14 protein-coding genes are annotated in these 17,124 nt (G+C 61.9%); 7 read left to right on the top strand and 7 right to left on the bottom strand.

From position 1 onward, the window contains the following. Nucleotides 1–264: 264 nt before the first annotated feature. The gene (locus tag ACU680_RS13265) at nucleotides 265–1,614 is read left to right on the top strand and encodes an MATE family efflux transporter (RefSeq protein WP_448179653.1); all 1,350 of its coding nucleotides are present in this window, start codon (nucleotides 265–267) and stop codon (nucleotides 1,612–1,614) included. Here ACU680_RS13265 and ACU680_RS13260 read toward each other — a convergent pair. The 7 genes from ACU680_RS13260 to ACU680_RS13230 all read right to left on the bottom strand — a co-directional run bounded on the left by ACU680_RS13260 (nucleotide 1,608) and on the right by ACU680_RS13230 (nucleotide 9,304). Further along, nucleotides 1,608–2,483, bottom strand: a complete 876-nt coding sequence (locus tag ACU680_RS13260) for an alpha/beta hydrolase (RefSeq protein ID WP_448179652.1) — start codon at nucleotides 2,481–2,483, stop codon at nucleotides 1,608–1,610. The two genes, ACU680_RS13265 and ACU680_RS13260, sit on opposite strands and share 7 nt — an antisense overlap. 12 nt (nucleotides 2,484–2,495) lie before the next feature. After that, nucleotides 2,496–3,290: a DUF4123 domain-containing protein gene (locus ACU680_RS13255; RefSeq protein WP_448179651.1), complete on the bottom strand. Its 795-nt coding sequence runs from the start codon at nucleotides 3,288–3,290 to the stop codon at nucleotides 2,496–2,498. Continuing rightward, nucleotides 3,287–4,624, bottom strand: coding sequence for a contractile injection system protein, VgrG/Pvc8 family (locus ACU680_RS13250; protein WP_448179650.1), 1,338 nt, complete (start codon nucleotides 4,622–4,624; stop codon nucleotides 3,287–3,289). The genes ACU680_RS13255 and ACU680_RS13250 overlap by 4 nt, the downstream gene beginning before the upstream one ends. Before the next feature lie 230 nt (nucleotides 4,625–4,854). Then, entirely contained in the window at nucleotides 4,855–6,768 is a 1,914-nt protein-coding gene (gene speA, locus ACU680_RS13245; protein ID WP_007963030.1) for an arginine decarboxylase, read from the bottom strand. 219 nt (nucleotides 6,769–6,987) lie between these two features. Next, nucleotides 6,988–7,359, bottom strand: a complete 372-nt coding sequence (locus ACU680_RS13240; protein WP_007914613.1) for a translation initiation factor Sui1 — start codon at nucleotides 7,357–7,359, stop codon at nucleotides 6,988–6,990. A gap of 316 nt (nucleotides 7,360–7,675) precedes the next feature. Further along, nucleotides 7,676–8,233 (bottom strand): NUDIX hydrolase, encoded by a 558-nt coding sequence (locus ACU680_RS13235; RefSeq protein ID WP_448179649.1) that lies wholly within the window; start codon nucleotides 8,231–8,233, stop codon nucleotides 7,676–7,678. Nucleotides 8,234–8,236: 3 nt separating this feature from the next. After that, a complete protein-coding gene (locus ACU680_RS13230) occupies nucleotides 8,237–9,304 on the bottom strand; it encodes a DUF2333 family protein (protein ID WP_007963034.1) in 1,068 nt (355 codons plus the stop codon). 426 nt (nucleotides 9,305–9,730) lie between these two features. Between ACU680_RS13230 and gcbA the strand changes: the two genes are divergently transcribed. From gcbA to prmA, 6 genes are all read left to right on the top strand, one after another. Continuing rightward, on the top strand, nucleotides 9,731–11,401 hold the full coding sequence (gene gcbA / locus ACU680_RS13225) for a diguanylate cyclase GcbA (RefSeq protein WP_400760394.1): 1,671 nt from the start codon (nucleotides 9,731–9,733) through the stop codon (nucleotides 11,399–11,401). A 51-nt stretch (nucleotides 11,402–11,452) separates the two neighbouring features. Then, nucleotides 11,453–13,399 carry a methyl-accepting chemotaxis protein gene (locus ACU680_RS13220; RefSeq protein ID WP_448179648.1) on the top strand — a complete coding sequence of 649 codons (1,947 nt, stop codon included), beginning with the start codon at nucleotides 11,453–11,455 and terminating at the stop codon, nucleotides 13,397–13,399. Nucleotides 13,400–13,661: 262 nt separating this feature from the next. Continuing rightward, complete coding sequence (aroQ, locus tag ACU680_RS13215; RefSeq protein WP_025111759.1) at nucleotides 13,662–14,114, top strand: type II 3-dehydroquinate dehydratase; 453 nt, start codon at nucleotides 13,662–13,664, stop codon at nucleotides 14,112–14,114. Between the two features lie 48 nt (nucleotides 14,115–14,162). Then, entirely contained in the window at nucleotides 14,163–14,624 is a 462-nt protein-coding gene (gene accB / locus ACU680_RS13210) for an acetyl-CoA carboxylase biotin carboxyl carrier protein (RefSeq protein ID WP_027613594.1), read from the top strand. A 17-nt stretch (nucleotides 14,625–14,641) separates the two neighbouring features. After that, nucleotides 14,642–16,000, top strand: a complete 1,359-nt coding sequence (gene accC / locus ACU680_RS13205) for an acetyl-CoA carboxylase biotin carboxylase subunit (RefSeq protein ID WP_007961940.1) — start codon at nucleotides 14,642–14,644, stop codon at nucleotides 15,998–16,000. Nucleotides 16,001–16,236: 236 nt separating this feature from the next. Further along, nucleotides 16,237–17,115, top strand: coding sequence for a 50S ribosomal protein L11 methyltransferase (gene prmA, locus ACU680_RS13200; RefSeq protein ID WP_027613592.1), 879 nt, complete (start codon nucleotides 16,237–16,239; stop codon nucleotides 17,113–17,115). Nucleotides 17,116–17,124: the final 9 nt, after the last annotated feature.

Genomic DNA, 17,124 nt, shown 5'->3' with positions numbered 1-17,124 from the left:
CGATGAATTCCTTATTGGCGCTTTGGGTAGAAGGGGCGGGACGAGAAGTCTCCCACGGTCTGTACTGGTCAGAGTCAGAATCGAGTCTGTAGTCCCGCCCACCCCTTCAAGTCTAAACATACAAGCGGGCTTGCTCGCGAAGGCGTCAGATCAGCCAAAACTGCTCTGAATGACACACCGCTGTCGCGAGCAGGCTCACTCCCACATTGGTTGCATCGCAGGCCGCACGAATCGCTACAATCCCCGCTCCCCCAAGGAGCCCGCATGTCCAACCTGATTGCCGACTGGCGCGACCGTCCGACTCACCGCAAGGTCTGGGCGCTCGCCGCGCCGATGATTCTTTCGAATATTTCCGTGCCGCTGGTGGCGCTGGTCGACAGCACCGTCATCGGTCACCTGCCCCACGCCCATCAATTGGGCGCGGTGGCGGTCGGCGCCAGCCTCTATACCTTTCTCGCCTGGGCCATGGGCTTTCTGCGCATGGGCACCACCGGGTTTGCCGCGCAGGCCGCCGGGCGCAGCGATGGCGCGGCGTTGCGGCAGATTCTGTTGCAGGGTTTGCTGCTGGCGCTGGGACTGGCGATCGTGTTCGGCACCCTCGGCGTGCCGTTGAGCGGCGTGGCCCTGCACTTCATGCAGCCCTCGGCCGAGCTCGATCAACTGACCCGCGAATTCTTCCACACCCGGTTATTCGGGCTGCCGGCAGCGTTAGCCAGTTACGCCCTGGTCGGCTGGTTTCTCGGCACCCAGAACGCCCGGGCGCCGCTGGCGATTCTGCTGAGCACCAACCTGATCAACATCGCTCTGAACCTGTGGTTCGTGATTGGCCTGGAATGGGGCGTGGTCGGCTCGGCCCGGGCCTCGGTGATCGCCGAGTGGAGCGGCGCCCTGCTCGGCCTGTGGCTGACCCGTGGCGCGTTGCGCGCCTATCCCGGGCACATCGTCTGGGGAGCGTTGAAGGTGTGGCGGAGCTGGCGCCCGTTGCTGGCGGTCAACCGCGATATTTTCATCCGCAGCCTGGCGCTGCAATCGGTGTTTTTCCTGATCACCGTGCAAGGTGCGCGCTTGGGCGATGCCACGGTGGCAGCCAACGCCCTGCTGCTCAACGGCTTGCTGTTGACCGCGCATGCACTGGACGGTCTGGCACATGCGGTTGAAGCGTTGTGCGGACACGCCATCGGCGCCCGCGACCGGCTCGCGCTGCGCCGTTCGCTGGTGGTGGCCGGCGGCTGGTCGTTGCTGGCCAGCCTCGGTTTTGCCGCGCTGTTTCTGTTAGGCGGGCATTTGTTTATTGAGATGCAGACCGACATCCAGAGCGTGCGCGACACCGCGTTCATCTATCTGCCGTATCTGGCGGTACTGCCGCTGATTGCGGTGTGGAGCTACTTGCTCGATGGCCTGTTCATCGGCGCCACCCGCGCCCGGGAGATGCGCAACGGCATGCTGCTGACCGTCGCCCTGCTGCTGCCGTTCGCCTGGGCATTGCAAGGGCTGGGCAATCATGGGCTGTGGATAACGTTCCTGCTGTTCATGGTCTTGCGCAGCCTGACCCTCGGCGCACTGGCCCTGTGGCTGCGGCGCAACGACGGCTGGTTCAGCGGCACCGCTCACTGAGCCGGCGTGTGTTTGACGAATGCGACGACTTGATCGAGTACCGGCGCCAAGCGCCGAAGCGGCCGCGACAGGGCCGCCACCAGCGTCACATGACTGGGCCGCGAGTAGTACAGATCCTGCACCGGCACACCGGCCTCGCGCAGTTTGCGCGCCAGGCCTGCGGTGTTGCGCGTCGGGTTGACCAGATTGTCCCTGGTCGCGGCGATCAGCAGCGCCGGAGGCTCGCCCTGCCTGACATGGTTGATCGGCTGCGATTGCGGCGGTGAGTCGGGCCAGAAAAACACAGGGCGCACCTGCGGATTCTCGATCGGCAGAAAATCATACGGCCCGGCCAGGCCGATCCAGCCGCTGAGGTCTTTGGGCGACATGCCCACCGCACCGAGCAGGCCAGGATCCAGCGCCAGCATCGCCGCGTTGTAAGCGCCGGAACTGTGGCCCATCAGGTACAACCGTTGCGGGTTGCCGGAGTATTCGCGGATATGCGCCCGGGTCCAGGCCACCGCCCGCACCGAGTCTTCAAGAAACAACGGATAGCGCACTTGCGGGTACAGCCGATAATCCGCCAGCACCGCGATAATCCCCCGCGACGCCAGCGCCTCGCCGACAAACGCGTAATCGCCGCGATCACCGCTGTTCCAGCTGCCGCCGTAGAAGAACACCACCACCGGCGCGCCCTCCAGCGAATGGCGTGGCACGTAGACGTCGAGCTTCTGTCGCGGATCATCGCCATAGGTTATTCCGACGGTTCTGTGGAACGTGTCGGCGGGGGTCAGTGCATTGAGCACCTTGACCGGAGAGCACCCGGTCAGCACCAGCAGCAGGAACCCGCCAAGCATTGCGCCGAACCGTTGCCACAGAGGGTTTGCCATAGATGCCGCACCTCAGGGTTGATCTGGCTGCCAGTGTTGTCGCACATGATCGAGGCGTTCCTGCTGGCTCAGCCCGTCCGGCACGCCGGGCAGTTGCGCCCGGGGATGCTGCAAGCGTAGCCACAACCAGCCATCCAGCACCGTGCGGTCGCTGAAATCCAGGCTCAGCCCCTCCTGCACATGGGAGGCCATGCGCGCGTAGTCGGTTCCCATTGATTGGCACCAGCGCCAGATGTGTTGTTCCAGCAGGCAGCTTTGCAAACGTTCGCGCTGACGATGGGTGAGGCTTTCGTCGATCCCCAGCGGCTCGACCACCCACTGCGGGTTGCGCAGTTGCTGCCAGCCCTGACTGCCGATGGCGAGGTCGGCCCAGGTGCCGCCGAACCAGCGCAGCAGGCGGATCGGCCCGAGCCAGCGACTCAAGTCGGCGGCATCGCAGGCATCGAAGAAATAACTCGCTGTCTGCTGGTTGTAGTAACCGAGCAAGGCGCGGTGATTGAGTCCGAACGAAACCGTCAGCATCCGCCGCAGGTGACGCAGCAGTATCGGTGGCGAGGCATCGCTGGCAAGCAGCAGACCACGCCAGGTCTGCGGATCGCGATGACACAGTGCAGCCAGTGCCGGGCTCTCGTGCAATTCGACCAACAGCGGCCCTTGATCGCTCACCGCCCGAAACTCGGTGCCCTCGAACAGCCGCGTGCAATGTACACCGGCGAAGCCCTGACGCAGTGTCGCCAGCGCCTGCTGTGTATCGGCGCCATCGAGCAACAGCCACTGTGCCTGCTGGGCAAACCCGACGCCGCTCAAGTGGCGGCGCCCTGATCCAGCGAGGCGACCAGCCGACAACTGCAGATCGACGCCGTGCAGTGGTTGTAACTGCCACCGCCGGGCATCAGGCACAACAGTAACAGCGGTTCGGCGGACTTGAGCCATTGCGCCAGACCTGCGCTCGGCAGCACGTCCGGCAGTGCCAATGCCTCTGCGCAGTCCTCGATCAGCACCGGTTCCTGCAGCACGCCACTGATCACTGGCTGATCCGGGTCGCCCTCATGAAAACTCACCACCACCTCGACACCTTCACGCAAGGATGCCAGCGACGCGTCGCTCAACGCCGCCGCGAGCGGTAGCCAACAGTGGCTGGCGGCAGCGCCTTCGCCCTGATAGACCCAGTCGAATTGCACGGCCACCGGCCGCTGATCGTCGGGCTGCGGTTCGTCGACCGTCACCACCCAGGCACGTTGCAGGCTGTGCATGCGCGGTCTGGCACAAGTGCTGGCCGGCATGGGCAGAGGCGCCTGGGCGCTGGCAACGATGCGGTTGCTGTAAGACGGCTCGCTGCCGGCGTCGGCACGATGTTCGATCCGGCTCAGCAACCAGCGGCGGTTGCACTCGGCCAGGGGATGCGCGGTCAGCGTCAGCCACTGTGCGCTGCGCAAGCTCGGCAGATCGCTGTGGCCATAAGCTTTGCGGGTGCCGACGGTCTGCACGTGCGCATCCGCGGCCTGCACCTCTATCTGCCAGCGTCTTACCGAAGGCGCGCTCGCGCCGGCGTCCACAGAGGCCACACCAGAAACCGGCAACCGTACCGGATCATCGGCGAAGACCAGACAGTGTCCGTTGGGACGATGTTCGAAGTAGTAATGAATCCGTGCCTGCGCGCACAGCCGCTGTACAAATTGCAGGTCCGATTCACGGTATTGCGTGCAAAAGGTCCGCACCGGGTAGTCGCCGTGCAAATCAAAGCGGCATTGCGTGCCAGTGATTCCATGCTCCTTGAGCACCTGCGCGAGGATCTGCGGCACACACTGACTGCTGAAAATCCGCTGACTGAAACGCAGTGCCAGACAACTCAGCTTCGGCTCCAGGGTCACCCGACACAATCGGCATCCCTCACCGTGCTCATGCTGGACCACACTCTGCAACTGTCCGCTCAAGCCATTTGGCAAGGGGCCGAACTGCAGGAACGCCGAGCGATACAGCAGACCGGCCAGATTCAATTGCGGATCATCGATCAACAGATCGATGGTAAAGACAAAGGGTTCGCTGATGCCCTCACTTCCGGTAAAGGCCAGCACCTCGAAGGGGTCGGGCAGCCCCGCTACATCGAGACGAAACGACGGCTCGTTGACTGATTCGAACATGGGCGGATCTCTACAGGAGGGGCGGCCGGGGATTCTCGCCGAGAGCCAGGGCCGAGTAGAGAGCTGAAGTACAACTTAGGAAATGACCTACGCGAAAAGCAGACCGTATGACTCTACGGACTGTGCCAGGCAGTCATTTCTCGGGAAATTTGGGAGATGTCCCACCGGGTCATCCGAATTTTCCACAGCCTGAGGGAAAATTTCAGACAACCCGGTGCAACAGACCTGACTCAGGAAGACAGGTAGGAGGAGCGGGTCAGACCCAGACGCAAGGCATCGAGGAACTGCGTGCGTTCGCTGGCACTGATGCGGGCACTGGCGCACTTGTCGCGGTAGTGGGTCATCAGTTCTTCCGGCGACAGGTGCACGTAACGCAGCATGTCTTCAATGGTGTCGTGGGTTTCGATACCGGCGTGGTACACGCTGCCATCGGCGTTCTGGTAGATGTTCACCGAGTCGGTGTCACCGAACAGGTTGTGCATGTCGCCGAGAATTTCCTGATAGGCGCCGACCAGGAACACGCCCAGCAGATAGTCTTCACCTTCATTCAGACCGTGTACCGGCAGGCTGGTCTCGATGCTCTGCTCGTCGACGTACTGGTTGATCTTGCCGTCGGAGTCGCAGGTCAGGTCTTGCAGCACGGCGCGACGCAGCGGCTCTTCGTCCAGACGATGCAGCGGGATGATCGGCAGCACCTGATCGATCGCCCAGGTGTCCGGCAGGCTCTGGAACACCGAGAAGTTGCAGATGTACTTGTCGGCCAGCTTGTCGTTGAGTTCGTCGAGCACCTGACGGTGCGAACGCTGACGCGCCTTCAACGAGTTGTGCAGGCGACGGCACACAGCGAAGTAGCACTGCTCGGCCAGGGCCTTTTCCGCCAGGGTCAGCTTGCCGTCGGCGTACTGCGAAGCCACGTCGCTCATGTAGTGCGTGGCGCGCCAGTAGGTTTCGGTGACCATTTCGATGTCGGTCGGGCCGAGCAGGTCCACCAGCCACTGCACGGTTTCCGGCAGCGCTTCCTTGTTTTCGATCTGCGGTACGTCGTCGTTGTGTTTCTCGACGTCGGTCACCTGCACCACCAGCATCGCGTGGTGTGCGGTCAGCGAGCGGCCGCTTTCGGAGAAGATGTGCGGATGCGGCAGGCTCTGCGCGTCGCAGAACTCCTTGAGCATGCCGACCACGACACCGGCGTAGTCGTCCATGTCATAGTTGATCGAACTGGCATTGCGCGAGTGGGTACCGTCGTAGTCGACACCCAGACCGCCGCCGACGTCGATGTGATCGACCGGCAGGCCCAGGTTGCGCAACTCGCCGTAGTAACGGATGGCTTCCTTGAAACCGTGCTGGTAGTCAGCCAGGTTGGCGATCTGCGAACCCATATGGAAGTGCAGCAGACGAATGCCCTGATCGAGGCCGGCGGCGCGGAAGCGCTCGACCACCGACAGCAGTTGCGCCGCCGACAGACCGAATTTGGATTTCTCGCCACCGGTGTCCGCCCACTTCGACGAGGCCAGCGACGACAGACGCACGCGCAGACCAACCTGCGGCTTGACCTTGAGCGAGGCGGCTTCTTCGATCACCAGACCGACTTCGGATTCTTTCTCGATGACGATGAACACGTTGTGGCCGAGCTTCTGCCCCATCAACGCCAGACGGATGAACTCGCGGTCCTTGTAACCGTTGCAGACGATGGTGCCGCCCTTCGGCGCCAGCGCCAGCACCGCCAGCAGCTCAGGCTTGGAGCCGGCTTCCAGACCGATGGAAACGTTCTGGGTGGCGATGATGTTTTCGATCACCGCCTCTTGCTGGTTGACCTTGATCGGGTACAGCGCGGTGTACTTGCTCTGGTATTCCAGGCGCTCGATGTTCGAGTCGAAAGCACCGGTCAGCTGACGGACACGGTCTTGCAGGATGTCGGGGAAACGCACCAGTAACGGCAAGGACAAGCCGCTCTTGCGCAGTTGGTCGACTTGTTCGAACAGGTCGATGGGCGAGCTGCTCGGGCCGTTCGGACGAACTTCGACGCGACCGGCGTCATTGATCGCGAAATACCCGGCCCCCCAATGGCGAATCCCGTAAACACTGCGGCTGTCCGCAACTGTCCATTGGCTGCCATCGTCTTTACGTGTGCGTCGTACGGACATCGAAGTCCCCTATAAAGAAGTCATAGTGCGTCGCCTGATCGCAGGCCGGCGCAGTCTAAAGAATGAAAATGACGGTTCGTCAGCGCGGCGGTAGACCGCGCTGACCGCGTGTAGTTTAGAAACCGGTCATGAACAGGCTCTGTGAAAACCATGGAGACGACGCCGGATCTGAACTGCTTCAGTGCCGGATCAAGCCGCAGATGGATTTCACAGAGGCTGCTAGCCGCCGGACTTCTTCGCTTTGAAACCGTGTTTGATCAGCTCTGCCAAGAGTAGCTCGACATGATCGCCCTGGATTTCGATGATCCCGTCCTTCAACGCCCCGCCGGTGCCGCAACGTTTCTTCAACGTTGTCGCCAATTCCTTGAGGGCGTCTTCGGCCAGTGGCACACCGGTGATGGTGGTCACCGTCTTGCCGCCACGGCCCTTGCTCTCGCGACGCACGCGGGCAATGCCGTCCCCGGCCGGGATCACGGTTTGTTTGCAGATACAGGCGTCCACCGGCTTGCTGCATTCCGGGCAATGACGACCTGCGTCGGTGGAAAATACCAGGCCACCAAGGGCGGCGAAGGATGCGGCTTTTTTGGCCACCGGCAATCCTCTTGGGAGGACAAAGACTGATCGCGACCTTGGGCAAGGTCATCGACCGCGAAGCCCCACTCAGGCAGGGGCAGCGCTACTGCACCGAAATCGTTGAACCGCTCGACTTCGACCTGTAGGAGCTGTCGAGTGAAACGAGGCTGCGATCTTTTGATCCTGGTCTTCAAAGATCAAAAGATCGCAGCCTTCGGCAGCTCCTACAGGCCCTTAATCGTTCAGGCCCACGTCAAACCATTCGGTGCAGCTTGAAAAGGTCGCGCAGTGTAACGGCAAAAAGCGCAATTGCTAAGAGCCAATCGGCGCCAATTTATGTGTTCTTTGCGACGTCGCTTTGCTGCGTCTTCAGATAGCGCTTCAAGGCTGCCAGAGAGTCCGGGCAATAAGGCTTTTGCTGGATTTCCAGCAATACCTGTTCGACCGGAATAAAGCGTGCTTCCAGCACTTCTTCCGGCTGCAGTTTCAGCGGGCCGTCCCACACCGCGGAAAACGCCGAGCACCACAGGCGATTGCCGGTGTCCTCGAAGAAGAAATGATCGTGGGCGGTCAGTTCCACCCCGCTCACGCCCAATTCCTCTTCCAGTTCGCGGGCCGCCGATTCGGCGTAGGTCTCATCGGCCTGCACCATGCCGCCGGCCGCCACATCCCAGTAACCGGGATAGATCGCCTTGCTGAGGGTGCGCCGGTGCACGCAGAGCTCACCGGCGCTGTTGAACAGCATGATGTAGGTGCCGCGACCGATCAGCCCGCGCTCGCGCAGATCGGCCCGCACCAGGGCGCCGAGCAGGTTGTCCTGCTCGTCGACCCAGGCGATCTGTTCAGCATCGGAGGCGGCGCGGTGCGCCGCCTCTTTGGCGCTATCGACCATGACTCAACCCTGATTGAGCAGTTGACGCAGATCGATCACCGCGGCGTTGGCCCGGGAAATGTAGTTGGCCATGACCAGCGAGTGGTTGGCCAGTACGCCGAAGCCGCTGCCATTGAGGATCATCGGGCTCCAGACCGGCTCCTGCGACGCTTCCAGCTCACGGATGATCTGACGCACGCTGACCGTGGCGTTCTTCTTCGCCAGCACATCGGCGAAGTCCACTTCGATGGCGCGCAACAGGTGCGACAGCGCCCAGGCCTGACCGCGTGCTTCGTAGAACACGTTGTCGATCTGCATCCACGGAGTCTCTACGACTTCCTCGTCAACTTGCGGTACTTCGCCAACCGCCGGCACTTCGGTTTTCAGCGCGGTGTTGAGTTTCACCCGGCCGACACTGGCGGACAGGCGTTGCGACAGCGAACCCAGACGGGTGCCGACATCGCCCAGCCAGTTGTTGAGGTTGTCGGCGCGGGCGTAGAACAAGGCGTTTTTCTGCGTTGGATCAGACAGACGCGCCTGATAACGGCTCAGGGAGTTGATGCCTTCCTGGTATTCCGATTCGCTCGACGGCAGGATCCAGCTCTTGTTGTCGAAGTTGAAACGCGGTTCGGCCTTGGCCAGATCAGCATCTTCAGCCGACTGCGACTGCGAGCGGGCGAAGTCTTTGCGCAGTGCCCGGGTCAGGTCACGCACCTGCACCAGCACGCCGTATTCCCAGCTTGGCGTGTTGTCCATCCACAGGCCAGGCGGGAAACGGTCGTTGGAAATGTAGCCGCCCGGTTTGTTCAGCAACGTACCGGCAACGGTCTTGAGGGTTTCGACCGTGGTGTAGCCGACGACCATTTGCTTGCCTTCTTTCTCGGCAGCCGCCTGGGCGTTTTGCGCCACCGGAAACAGCGCCGGCTCCTGGCTCCAGTACCAGCCCAGGCCGATGGTCACCAGCAGATAAATGCCGATCAGCGTGGCCAGCGCGCGGCTGAACAACAGCCCGCCCACATAGCTGCGGGTGGCCGACTTCGGCTCAGCGGCACGTTCAGGCGCGCTGCCCGCGCGGTTCTTCCAGTCCAGCATGGCGATATCCTTTCAATCACTTGGGTTCAACGGTTCGACCACAACCATACAACAACGTGCCAAGGCCGGCACCCGCCATTGAAGAGAAGCAGAAAATCCACCGAAGGCCCGACATCGAACTGCGAATTCTCTAGGGGTTTCCCTGATACACCGCTACCAATGTAGCCCCGAATCAGACATTTGCAGATCAGCGCGTGTGCGCAGCACAGCGTTGTGCACAAAGGCTTTTTCACCTATTGAGCAGCACGACACGCCCGGTTTTCGGGAGTCTCAGCGACGAACAGGTCCAATCCGAGACCACCCGGTCAGAAACTGAATTGTGCAGCGCCGCAGATTATTGATGCACGACACTCATATAAGGGAAAAGAGGTGCTAGCATAGAGCCACCAGTCGATCTCAGCATGCGCCCTAACTAGTAGTCAGGATATGACCGAGCCAGAAGACCCCAGCCGTGAGCGCCTCAAGCACCACTTTGCCCAGCGGGTAATTCATCAGGCACGTCAGATTCTTGAGATATGGCAGCGCCTGCAACGCAGTGAGTGGTCCACCGCCGACCTCGCCGAACTCAGCGAGGCCAACCTGCGCCTGCTGCGTTTTGCCGAGCGTTTCGAACAGCCCGAACACACGCAACTCGCGCGTCATATCGGCCAGTCGCTGGAAGCGGTGGACGCCAATCGCGGGCGCCTGAGCAGCGGCCTGATCACCGATCTCAATCGCTTGATGCAGCGCCTGTCGCGCACCGGTCTGCGCCATGGCGATCAACTCGACCAGACCTTCCTGCCGCCGCTGCGCAAACCGATCTACGTCATGTTGCAGGATCACGACCGCGCCGAGCGGCTGGCCAAGCAGCTGGAGTTTTTCGGCCTTACCGCGCAGGCACTGGACAGTGTCGCGGCATTTCGCTCCTCGATGGTCGAGCGCTTGCCCGCCGCGATCGTCATGGACGTGGACTTCAGCGGCGCAGGCGTCGGCTTGCAGCTGGCTGCCGAAGCCCAGGTCGGCCTGGAAGAACCGCTGCCGCTGCTGTTCTTCAGCCTGCACGAAACCGACACCCCGACCCGCCTCGCCGCCGTGCGCGCCGGCGGCCAGGAATTCCTCACCGGCACCCTCGAAGCGTCGAGCCTGCTGGAGAAGATCGAAGTCCTGACCTGCGTCGCCCAGTACGAACCTTATAAAGTGCTGATCATCGACGACTCCCGCGCCCAGGCCTTGCACACCGAGCGCCTGCTCAACAGCGCCGGAATCGTCACCCGCACGCTGATCGAACCGATCCAGGCAATGGCCGAACTGGCGGACTTCCAGCCGGATCTGATCATCCTCGACATGTACATGCCGGCCTGCACCGGTACCGAACTGGCCAAGGTCATCCGCCACAACGACCGCTACGTCAGCGTGCCGATCATTTACTTGTCGGCCGAGGACGATCTGGACAAGCAGCTCGACGCCATGAGCGAGGGCGGCGACGACTTCCTGACCAAACCGATCAAGCCGCGGCATCTGATTACGACTGTGCGCAACCGCGCCGCCCGTGCGCGCAACCTCAAGGCGCGGATGGTCCGCGACAGCCTCACCGGCCTGTACAACCACACGCACATCCTGCAATTGCTCGAAGACTGCTCGTTCCGCGCCCGCCGCGAGAACAAGCCGCTGAGCTTTGCCATGCTCGACATCGACCACTTCAAACGGGTCAACGACAGCCACGGCCATCCGATGGGCGACCGGGTGATCAAAAGCCTGGCGCTGTTCCTCAAGCAACGCCTGCGCAAGACCGACTTCATCGGTCGTTATGGTGGCGAAGAATTCGCCATCGTCATGCCCGACACTGATATAGAAGCGGCGCACAAAGTGCTCGACGAAATTCGCCAGCGCTTCGCCGAAATCCACTACCCGGCGCAGCCGCAGGATTTGTGGTGCACCTTCAGCGCCGGCGTGGTGGAAATGCACGATGATTCCGACAGCCTGATGATGGCCAGCCAGGCCGACGAGGCGCTGTACCGCGCCAAAGGTGCCGGACGCAACCGGGTGCAGACCGCGCGTGACTCAAAGCAAAGTGCCACTTTTTCATCGGAATCCACTGATTCGGTCATAACGCTGTAACAGAACCGCAATAAATTCAGGCGCTTACCATTTCTGCCGTTGGTAGCCGTCATGCGCCTGAAGTTGCTCACCAATCTCAATACTCTGCTGCTGGTCGCCGTTTGCGTGGCGCTCGGTGCGACGCTGTGGTGGTCGCAAAAAGCCCTGGAGCGCCCGTATCTGTTGATGGAGCGCTACCTCGGTCTGTCGCAGCAATTTCAGAATGACGTGGCACGCAATGTCGAGGACTACCTCGCCAGCGGCGACGCCCTGCGCCTGAGCAGCGCCAGCCAGGCCATCGACGGCCTGCAGAAGGAGCTCGGCGAACTGCCGCCGGCACTGGCCGAGACCCTGCGCCCGAGCCTGTCGAGCCTGGAAGAATTCAGCAAGACCGACCTGCTCGCGGCCGGCAAACTGGCCGGTGATCCGCAGGCATTGTTGCTGCAGGCCGAACGCGAGCTGAGCGCCAGCCTCGATCAACTGAGCACCTACGCCAACGGCAACGCGACGTACCTGACGCCGCTGCTCGCCGCCTCCCAGCATCTGGGCAAGCTGTCGCTGGCCCGCGACAAACTGGTCAGCAGCGGCCGCAGTGAACTGGCGGTCGACGTCGAGCGCGAAGTCGACAACATCCGCACCCAGGCTCAAGCCATCGACGCCCTGCCCCTGCTCGGCGTGGTCGCCACGAATGAATCCGGCAGTGATGATTTCGCCGCGATGATGGGCATCGAAAGCACAGAAAAAGCCGCCGCCGAAGACGCCGGGGTTGGCCTCAAGCGCGAACTCAACAGCCTGCTCGGTCGCTACCCGGCGGAGCTGGCACGTACCCGCGAGCAGATCCAGAAACGCACCGAGCTGAGCACCGCGACCCACCTGAAGATCGCTGCCGTGCAACAGGCGATCGCCGGACTGGAGCCGGTAGTGCGCGCGCAGCACGGGCAGATCCAGAGCGAAGTGCGCTTGATGCAAGGCGTGATGATCGGCCTGATTCTGCTGATCGCGCTGTTGATCGACACCTTGCAGCGGCGCCTGGCCCGGACCCTGACCAACCTTGCGCCGGCCCTGTCGACCTGGGCCGAAGGTGATTTCAGTCGCGACATTCAGTTGGGCAAGACCAACCGCGAACTGCATGACATCGAGGCTTCTCTGAACCGCCTGCGCGCGTATCTGGTGGATCTGGTCGGGACGATTCGCGGCAATGCCGAACAGGTCGCCGGCAGCAGCCGCACCCTGGCCGAACTGAGCAACGATCTGCACAGCGGTGCCGAACATCAGGCCGGCGACACTGCGCTGATCCGCGATTCACTGGGCGAACTGGAAGCCACCATTCAGCAGGTCGCTGGCGATGCACGGCAGGCCGCCGATGCCAGCCGCCATGCCGGGCTGGCCGTCGAGCACGGACAAACCGTGATCGGCCAGAGCCTCACCGGCCTGCACGCGCTGGTCGGCGAAGTGCAGGGCAACGCGCAGATGATCGAGCACCTGGCCGAAGAGTCGGCAACCATTGGTGGCGTGCTGACGGTGATCCGCTCGATTGCCGACCAGACCAACCTGCTGGCCCTGAACGCGGCGATCGAAGCGGCGCGGGCCGGGGAAATGGGCCGTGGTTTTGCAGTGGTGGCCGAAGAAGTGCGCTCACTGGCGCAACGCACGGCGGGCGCGACAGCGGAAATCCAGACGCTGATCGCCGGTCTGCAAAGCGCCGCCCGACAATCGGTCGAAGGCATGCGCGCGCAGGTCGAACACGCCGAAGCCACGGCCAATCAGGCACAAGCGGCGGACGGCGCGCTGGATAAAATCGTCGGCGCGATCCAGACCATTTCCGACACGGCGATCCGCATCGCTGATATCACCGCCCAGCAAAGCGGCGCGGTCAGCGAGATTCGCGATCACAGCGAGCGGATCCATCAACTGGGCGGCGATAACCTGCTGCGCATCGGCGAAGGTCGTGAACAGGGCGAGAACCTGCTGCTATTGGGCGGGCAACTGCATACCGCCGTGCAAGCCTTTCGCGTCTGATCAGGCCCCCTGTAGGAGCTGTCGAGTGAAACGAGGCTGCGATCTTTTGATCTTGCTTTTAAATACCAGGATCAAAAGATCGCAGCCTGCGGCAGCTCCTACACAGTTTGCCCTCAGTGACCGGATCAAATCACTCAGTCACAAATTTCGCGCAAACATCGGTCATCGTGCTGGCTATTGCAGAGAACTGGACAGTCACAAAGTCTTTGCGGCATAGTCGCCGGGTTCTGACGACTGCTCATTCATAACAAGGAACACGCAGATGGCAACGCTACTGGTGCTGCACGGCCCCAACCTGAACCTGCTCGGCACCCGCGAACCCGGCACCTACGGTTCAACGACCCTGGCGCAGATCAATCAGGATCTGGAGCGCCGCGCCCGTGAAGCCGGCCATCATCTGCTGCACCTGCAAAGCAACGCCGAGTACGAATTGATCGACCGCATCCACGCCGCTCGCGGTGAGGGCGTGGATTTCATTCTGATCAATCCAGCAGCTTTTACGCACACAAGCGTCGCATTACGTGACGCGCTGCTGGGAGTGAGCATCCCATTCATCGAAGTGCATTTGTCCAACGTGCACAAGCGCGAACCTTTCCGCCATCACTCTTACTTCTCCGATGTAGCGGTGGGAGTGATCTGCGGCCTTGGCGCCAGCGGTTACCGACTGGCCCTGGAGGCCGCACTAGAGCAGCTTGAAACACAGGCAACGACTTGAACCACAAGCGTTAAACGCCCCTGACCGACCCTTGGGAGTTGATGATTCATGGATATCCGTAAAGTTAAGAAACTGATCGAATTGCTGGAAGAGTCCGGCATCGACGAGCTCGAGATCAAGGAAGGCGAAGAGTCCGTACGCATCAGCCGTCACAGCAAGACCCCGGCTCAGCAGTATTACGCCCCGGCGCCGATGCAGGCTCCGGCCGCTGCACCTGCCGCTGCTGCGCCAGTGGCTGCTGCCGCTCCGGCTGCCGCTGCTGCTCCTGCACTGAACGGCACCGTGGCCCGCTCGCCAATGGTAGGCACCTTCTACCGTAAATCTTCGCCAACCTCGCCAGCCTTCGTTGAAGTCGGCCAGACCGTGAAGAAAGGCGACACCCTGTGCATCGTCGAAGCCATGAAGATGATGAACCACATCGAAGCTGAAACCAGCGGTGTGATCGAATCCATCCTCGTCGAAGACGGCCAGCCGGTTGAGTACGACCAACCGCTGTTCACCATCGTTTGAACTGCGGAGAGCCTTTGATGACTGCGAAGTTGGAAAAAGTTCTGATCGCTAACCGCGGTGAGATCGCCCTGCGGATTCTGCGTGCCTGCAAAGAGATGGGCATCAAGACCGTCGCCGTTTACTCCAAGGCCGACAAAGAGCTGATGCACCTGGGTCTGGCAGACGAATCCGTCTGCATCGGCCCGGCGTCCGCCGCTCAGTCCTACCTGCACATCCCGGCCATCATCGCTGCCGCTGAAGTGACTGGCGCTACCGCCATTCACCCAGGCTACGGTTTCCTCGCGGAAAACGCCGATTTCGCCGAGCAGGTCGAGAATTCCGGCTTCGCTTTCATCGGCCCGAAAGCCGAGACCATTCGCCTGATGGGCGACAAGGTATCGGCCAAGCACGCGATGATCGAAGCCGGTGTACCAACCGTTCCTGGTTCCGACGGCCCGCTGCCGGAAGACGAAGAAACGGCGCTGCGCATCGGTCGTGAAGTCGGCTACCCGGTGATCATCAAGGCCGCCGGCGGCGGTGGTGGTCGCGGCATGCGCGTGGTGCACAAGGAAGAAGACCTGATCGCCTCGGCGAAACTGACCCGCTCCGAAGCTGGCGCGGCGTTCGGCAACCCGATGGTCTATCTGGAAAAATTCCTGACCAACCCGCGTCACGTCGAAGTTCAGGTACTGTCCGACGGCCAGGGTCACGCCATCCATCTGGGCGACCGCGATTGCTCGCTGCAACGTCGTCACCAGAAGGTGCTTGAAGAAGCGCCGGCACCGGGCATCGACGAGCAGGCGCGCCAGGAAGTGCTGGCTCGTTGCGTCAAGGCGTGCATCGACATCGGCTACCGTGGCGCTGGTACCTTCGAGTTCCTGTACGAGAACGGTCGTTTCTACTTCATCGAAATGAACACCCGTGTTCAGGTGGAGCACCCGGTTTCGGAAATGGTCACCGGTATCGACATCGTCAAGGAGATGCTCAGCATCGCCGCTGGCAACAAGCTGTCGTTCACGCAGGATGACGTGGTGATCCGCGGTCACTCGCTGGAGTGCCGGATCAACGCCGAAGACCCGAAAACCTTCATGCCGAGCCCGGGCACGGTCAAGCATTTCCACGCCCCAGGCGGCAACGGCGTTCGCGTCGATTCGCACCTGTACAGCGGTTATGCAGTTCCGCCGAACTACGACTCGCTGATCGGCAAGCTGATCACTTACGGCGCCACCCGCGACGAAGCCATGGCGCGCATGCGTAATGCCCTGGACGAGATCGTGGTTGACGGGATCAAGACCAACATCCCGCTGCACCGTGATCTGACCCGCGACGAAGGCTTCTGCAAAGGGGGCGTGAACATTCACTACCTCGAGCACAAGCTGGCTGGCGAGAAGCACTAAGCTTCAAGTCCGCACCTGACAAGGCCGCCTTCGGGCGGCTTTGTTGTTTCTGCAGCAAAGTCAAAAGATCGCAGCCTGCGGCAGCTCCTACACTGGAATGCGTTCCTGTAGGAGCTGCCGCAGGCTGCGATCTTTTGCTTTTCAACCAAGTTCGTCTTCTGCTGCGCGCTCGCGTAAACTTGCGCGCTTCTCGCTGGCCGCTAGGCTGCAATCATATTTTTTCAAAGGTGCCCGCCATGCCTTGGCTGCAAGTACGTCTCGCCATCAGCCCGGAACAAGCCGAAACCTACGAAGACGCTTTCCTTGAAGTCGGCGCCGTTTCGGTGACCTTCATGGACGCCGAAGATCAGCCAATCTTCGAGCCGGAACTCAACACCACCCCACTGTGGGCGCACACGCACCTGCTGGCCCTGTTTGAGGGCGGCACCGAGCCTGCGCCGGTGCTCGCGCATCTGGAACTGCTGACCGGCAGTCCGCTGCCCGAGCATCACAGCGAAGTCATCGAAGACCAGGACTGGGAACGCAGCTGGATGGACGGTTTCCAGCCAATGCGTTTCGGCCAGCGCCTGTGGATCGTGCCGAGCTGGCACGCCGCGCCCGAGCCTGACGCGGTCAATTTGCTGCTGGATCCGGGCCTGGCGTTCGGCACTGGCACCCACCCGACCACCGCCCTGTGCCTGGAATGGCTCGACGGTCAGGACCTGAAAGACTGCAACGTGCTGGACTTCGGCTGCGGCTCGGGGATTCTGGCGATCGCCGCCCTGCTGCTCGGCGCCAAAGAAGCGGTCGGCACCGACATCGATGTGCAGGCGCTGGAAGCCTCGCGTGACAACGCCGGGCGCAACAACATTGCCGATGAGCTGTTCCCGCTGTACCTGCCGGAAGATCTGCCGCAGGTCAAAGCCGACGTGCTGGTCGCCAACATTCTGGCCGGCCCGCTGGTTTCCCTGGCGCCGCAATTGTCCGGCCTGGTGAAAACCGGCGGTCGCCTGGCGCTGTCAGGCATCCTCGCCGAACAAGGTGAAGAAGTCGCCGCCGCCTATGCGCAGGACTTTGATCTCGACCCAATCGCCAATCGCGATGGCTGGGTGCGTATCACCGGCCGTCGGCGCTAGAATGACCGC

The organism is Pseudomonas sp. LF020 (assembly GCF_053456425.1).
This window is presented reverse-complemented; position numbering and strand designations above follow the sequence as displayed.